Source organism: Streptomyces pathocidini, from assembly GCF_001418495.1.
Classification (GTDB): domain Bacteria; phylum Actinomycetota; class Actinomycetes; order Streptomycetales; family Streptomycetaceae; genus Streptomyces; species Streptomyces pathocidini.
Window position 1 is genome coordinate 1 of record NZ_LIQY01000326.1, and the last position, 4,787, is coordinate 4,787.

4 protein-coding genes are annotated in these 4,787 nt (G+C 71.3%); 1 reads left to right on the top strand and 3 read right to left on the bottom strand.

From position 1 onward, the window contains the following. Nucleotides 1–4: 4 nt before the first annotated feature. Nucleotides 5–1,507, top strand: a complete 1,503-nt coding sequence (locus AOK16_RS16280; protein ID WP_055472968.1) for an alpha/beta hydrolase — start codon at nucleotides 5–7, stop codon at nucleotides 1,505–1,507. 197 nt (nucleotides 1,508–1,704) lie between these two features. On the opposite strand, the gene moeZ is transcribed toward AOK16_RS16280, so the two are convergent. The 3 genes from moeZ to AOK16_RS16295 all read right to left on the bottom strand — a co-directional run bounded on the left by moeZ (nucleotide 1,705) and on the right by AOK16_RS16295 (nucleotide 4,641). Continuing rightward, nucleotides 1,705–2,883, bottom strand: coding sequence for an adenylyltransferase/sulfurtransferase MoeZ (moeZ, locus tag AOK16_RS16285; RefSeq protein WP_055472965.1), 1,179 nt, complete (start codon nucleotides 2,881–2,883; stop codon nucleotides 1,705–1,707). A gap of 61 nt (nucleotides 2,884–2,944) precedes the next feature. Then, on the bottom strand, nucleotides 2,945–3,700 hold the full coding sequence (locus AOK16_RS16290; RefSeq protein ID WP_055472966.1) for a spherulation-specific family 4 protein: 756 nt from the start codon (nucleotides 3,698–3,700) through the stop codon (nucleotides 2,945–2,947). After that, nucleotides 3,688–4,641: an NAD-dependent epimerase/dehydratase family protein gene (locus AOK16_RS16295; RefSeq protein ID WP_055472967.1), complete on the bottom strand. Its 954-nt coding sequence runs from the start codon at nucleotides 4,639–4,641 to the stop codon at nucleotides 3,688–3,690. Before AOK16_RS16295 ends, AOK16_RS16290 begins: the two co-directional genes overlap by 13 nt. Nucleotides 4,642–4,787 lie beyond the last annotated feature (146 nt).

Genomic DNA, 4,787 nt, shown 5'->3' on the forward strand with positions numbered 1-4,787 from the left:
GCTCCTGGTCACGGCCGCGAGCGCCTGCGGGGGCTCCGACGCGGACGAGTCCGGACCGCTCACCGATCAGAAGATCAGTTGGAAGAGCTGCCCCGCGCCCAGCGCCCTCCAGGGAGCCGAATCCGGGAAGCCCGCGCCGCTGCCCGACGGCACCAAGTGGGAGTGCGGCACCCTCAAGGTGCCGGTCGACTGGTCCGAGCCCGATGGAGACCGGATGGACCTCGCCCTTATACGGGCCAAGGCCGAGGACCGGAACGGGCGCATAGGTTCCCTGGTCTTCAACTTCGGCGGCCCCGGCGGCTCCGGCGTCGCCACCCTGCCGCTGGCCGCCCAGCAGGACTACGCGAAGCTGCACTCGCGCTACGACCTGGTCAGCTTCGACCCGCGCGGCGTCGGCGCCAGCGAGGGCGTGCGCTGCCTGGACGACAAGGCCCTGGACGCGGCGTACGCGACCGACAGCACCCCGGACGACGCCGCCGAGGAGAAGGCGGCCCTGGACACCACCCGTAAGACGGCGGACGGTTGCGAGAAGGACGCCGGCAAGATCCTGCCCCATGTGGACACCGAGAGCGCGGCCCGCGACATGGACCTGATGCGACAGGTCCTGGGGGACAGGAAGCTCAACTACTTCGGCATCTCCTATGGGACCGAACTCGGCGCCGTCTACGCCCACTTGTTCCCCCGGAACGTAGGGCGCACCGTCTTCGACGCGGTGGTCGACCCGACCCATGACCCGGAACAGGGGTCCCTGGCCCAGGCCAAGGGGTTCCAGCTCGCGCTGGACAACTTTCTGAAGGACTGTGCCAAGGAAGGCGCCTCCTGCCCGACCGGAGCCGACCCCGAGGACGGCGGCCGGAAGATCGCCGCCCTACTCGACCGGCTCGACAAGAAGCCGCTGCCGACCCGGGACGGCCGCGAGCTGACACAGAGCCTGGCCCTCAACGGGATCGCGCAGGCGCTCTACTCCAAGGAGTACTGGACCTATCTGAAGCAGGGGCTCGACGAGGCCGGGCAACTCGGCACCGGGAACCTGCTCCTTGCCCTCTCCGACGCGATGACGGGCCGGGACCAGGAGGGCCACTACAGCAACATCCAGTCCGCCAACACCGCCATAGTCTGCGCCGACGCGAAGCAGCGCTACACGCCCGAGGAGGTCAGGGCCAAGCTGCCGGAGTTCCGCAAGGCCTCGCCCGTCTTCGGCGAGTTCCTGGCCTGGGGGCTGCTCCAGTGCACCGACTGGCCCGTGAAGGGCGCCTCGGACCGCCTGGACGTGTCCGCGAAGGGCTCGGCGCCGATCGTGGTCGTCGGCAACACCGGCGACCCGGCCACGCCGTACGAGGGGGCGCGCCGCATGGCCGACCGGCTCGGCAAGGGGGTCGGCGTCGAGGTCACCAACAAGGGCGAAGGACACGGCTCCTATGGCAACGGCACGTGCGTGACCGCGGCCGTGGACGCGTATCTCCTGGACGGCAAGGCGCCGAGCGACGGCCTGGTCTGTACGCGCTAGCGGCGCGGGCCGACACGACAACGAACGGCCGGTTCGGCAGTCCGGGTGCACCACCGGGCTCCGCCGTACTGGTCGCTCCCCATCGCGGCCGGAAGGTCTTTGCGGCAGCACCGCAACGTCCGCATACGCGGCGGGGGCTGTTCACCCTCCGGTGAACAGCCCCCAGGACAAACCTCTTTGGGCGGAGCCGACGGACGTCAGTAGACCGGCTTCGTCGGCTCGATCTGGTGGACCCAGCCGATGACGCCGCCGCCCACATGGACCGCGTCCGAGAAGCCCGCGTTCTTCAGGACCGCGAGGACCTCCGCGGAGCGGACGCCCGTCTTGCAGTGCAGGACGATCTTCTTGTCCTGGGGCAGGTCCTGAAGGGCGGTGCCCATCAGGAACTCGTTCTTGGGGATCAGACGGGCGCCGGGGATCGAGACGATCTCGTACTCGTTCGGCTCGCGGACATCGATGATGTCGATGGCCTCGCCGCCGTCGATCCACTCCTTGAGCTGGCTCGGCGTGATCGTCGAACCGGCGGCGGCCTCCTGGGCCTCCTCCGACACGACGCCGCAGAAGGCCTCGTAGTCGATGAGCTCGGTGACGGTCGGGTTCTTGCCGCAGACCGCGCACTCCGGGTCCTTGCGGACCTTGACCTGCCGGTAGGTCATCTCCAGGGCGTCGTAGATCATCAGGCGGCCCACGAGCGGCTCACCGGTGCCCGTGAGGACCTTGATGGCCTCGGTCACCTGGATCGAGCCGATGGAGGCGCACAGCACGCCCAGGACGCCGCCCTCGGCGCAGGAGGGGACCATGCCGGGCGGCGGGGGCTCGGGGTAGAGGCAGCGGTAGCAGGGGCCGTGCTCGGACCAGAAGACGGACGCCTGGCCGTCGAAGCGGTAGATCGAGCCCCACACGTACGGCTTGTTCAGCAGCACGCAGGCGTCGTTGACCAGGTAGCGGGTGGCGAAGTTGTCGGTGCCGTCCACGATCAGGTCGTACTCGGCGAAGATCTCCATCACGTTGGAGGACTCCAGCCGCTCCTGGTGGAGGTTGACCGTCACGTACGGGTTGATGCCCAGCACCGTGTCGCGCGCGGACTCGGCCTTGGAGCGGCCGATGTCGCCCTGGCTGTGGATGATCTGGCGCTGCAGGTTCGACTCGTCGACCTCGTCGAACTCCACGATGCCCAGGGTCCCGACGCCGGCGGCGGCGAGGTACATCAGGGCCGGCGATCCGAGGCCACCCGCACCGACACACAGCACCTTGGCGTTCTTCAGCCGCTTCTGCCCGTCCATCCCGACGTCCGGGATGATCAGGTGGCGGGAGTACCTGCGGACCTCGTCGACGGTGAGCTCGGAAGCCGGCTCGACCAGGGGTGGCAGCGACACGGGGGCTCCGTTGGTCGGTGTGAGTACGGTTGCTCTCCTCGTAACAGTGCCACGGGCCATCTCATTCCGAGACACCCGGTCCGATCCGCGAGACGATCTCGTCCCAGTAGCCGGGAAGCGCCTCCCAGGGGTCGGCGCCGCGCCCGCGGGCCGTGCGGTCGGTGAAGTAAACGGTGCCCGCGCCCTGCCAGCGGGCGATCCTGACCGCCTCCTCCAAGTGCAGGCGCGGGACGCCGTGCACCAGGTGGCAGAACCGTTGCGGCGCGTACTCGGCCGTCCACTCCGCGACCTGGGACCAGCGGTAGTCCGCCCAGGAGCCGGCGAAGGTCACCAATTGGTCGGCCCACTCCGCATACCCGGGGTAGGGGTGCGTGCCGTGGCCGAAGACCAGGTACGCCTCCTCAAGGAGGGCCCTCAGAGTGGCGGCCACGCGCTTGGTCTCCTGGAGGACGGCGCGGTCGGGCGGACACCGGTCCAGATAGAACCCGTCGACCTTGTACCAGTCCAGGAAGTGGTGCGCGTCCGAGATCAACTCCCCGAAGGGGCGGGTGCCCAGACGCGTGTCCAGGAGCCCGAGCACGCGCACGCCCGCGTTGGTCAGCCGCCCCGCCGCCTCCAGGCAGTGCGGGTCGGGCTGGATGCCGGGCCCGCGCGCGACGTTGAGCACCGCCCAGTGCAACGGCGCCTCGGGGCGGGCCAGCTCGGCCCACTCCGCCGGGGCGACGAGCGGGTGGGCGTAGCCGGGCACGCCCACCCCCAGGCTGCTCGCGCCCGCTGTCGCGGCGAGGCGGGGGCCGGCGTCGATCAGATGCGACATGCTGCCTCCATCCAGATGTCGGCGAGGGATTCCTCGAGTTGGATCCGCGGGCGCCAGCCGAGCCGGTCGCGGGCGGTACGGACGTCCGCCTGCTGCCAGCCTCCGCAGCCGTCCGGGTAGGGGTACACGGCCGTCGGCTGGCCGCCCGTGTGCTCCGCCGCGCCGCCGAGGCCGCCGCGAGCCGGGCTCGGGTCCAGCTCGTGGATGGTGCCGTCAAAGCCCGCCACGCGGGCCAGGACGGCCGCGGCGTCCCGCAGCCGCACCGCGCGGCCGGTGCCGATGTTTACGACGCCCTGGGCGGCGGACAGCGACGCGGCGTGCACCGCACGCGCCACGTCCCGTACGTCCACGAAGTCGCGCTGCACGCCGAGGCCGCTGAGCTTCAGCTCGCTGTCCCCGGCCTGCATCGCGCGCCGCATGGCCTCGGCGATCCGGCCGAGCGGGGAGCCGGCCGGGGTGCCGGGGCCGACGGGCGGGAAGACGCGCAGCACGACGGCGTCCAGGTCGGAGCCGAGCACCAGCTCGGTGGCGGCCAGTTTGCTCACCCCGTACGGGCCTCCGGGGCGCGGTGCGGCGTCCTCTGCGGTGGACGAGCCGGGCTGCGAGGGGCCGTACTCCGACGCGCAGCCGATCTGCACCAGGCGCGCGCCGGTGCTGCTGCGGCGCAGCGACTCGCAGACGGTGGCGACGGCCACGGTGTTGTGCCGGGTCAGGTCGCGCGCCCCGCCGCGGGTCGCGCCGGCGCAGTTGATGACGACACCGGGATGGACGGCGTCCAGGAACCGGGTCAGCGCGCCCGGGCTGCCGCTGGCGAGGTCGAACCGGACGTCGGCGTCGTCGCCCCGGCCCAGCGCGGTGAGTTGGACGGCGGGGTCGGCGAGCAGCCGGTCGGCGACGTGCCGTCCCAGGAAGCCGTTCGCGCCGAGAAGCAGCACCCTCATCGGGAGGCCTCCCCCCGCTCGGCGACGGCGCCCCTCACCGTGGCGGCCCCGGCTGTGGAGGCATGGCGCCGGAGGACGGCCTCCGGCGCGAGGGGGCGTGTGTGAGGTTGTGCGCTCATCTCGGGTTCTCCTATGGAGTGTTGCTG

What these genes read in the sequence shown, in the direction of transcription:
- AOK16_RS16290 (WP_055472966.1), bottom strand. Translation starts at nt 3,700, where the DNA reads ATGTCGCATCTGATCGACGCCGGCCCCCGCCTCGCCGCGACAGCGGGC.
- AOK16_RS16295 (WP_055472967.1), bottom strand. Translation starts at nt 4,641, where the DNA reads ATGAGGGTGCTGCTTCTCGGCGCGAACGGCTTCCTGGGACGGCACGTC.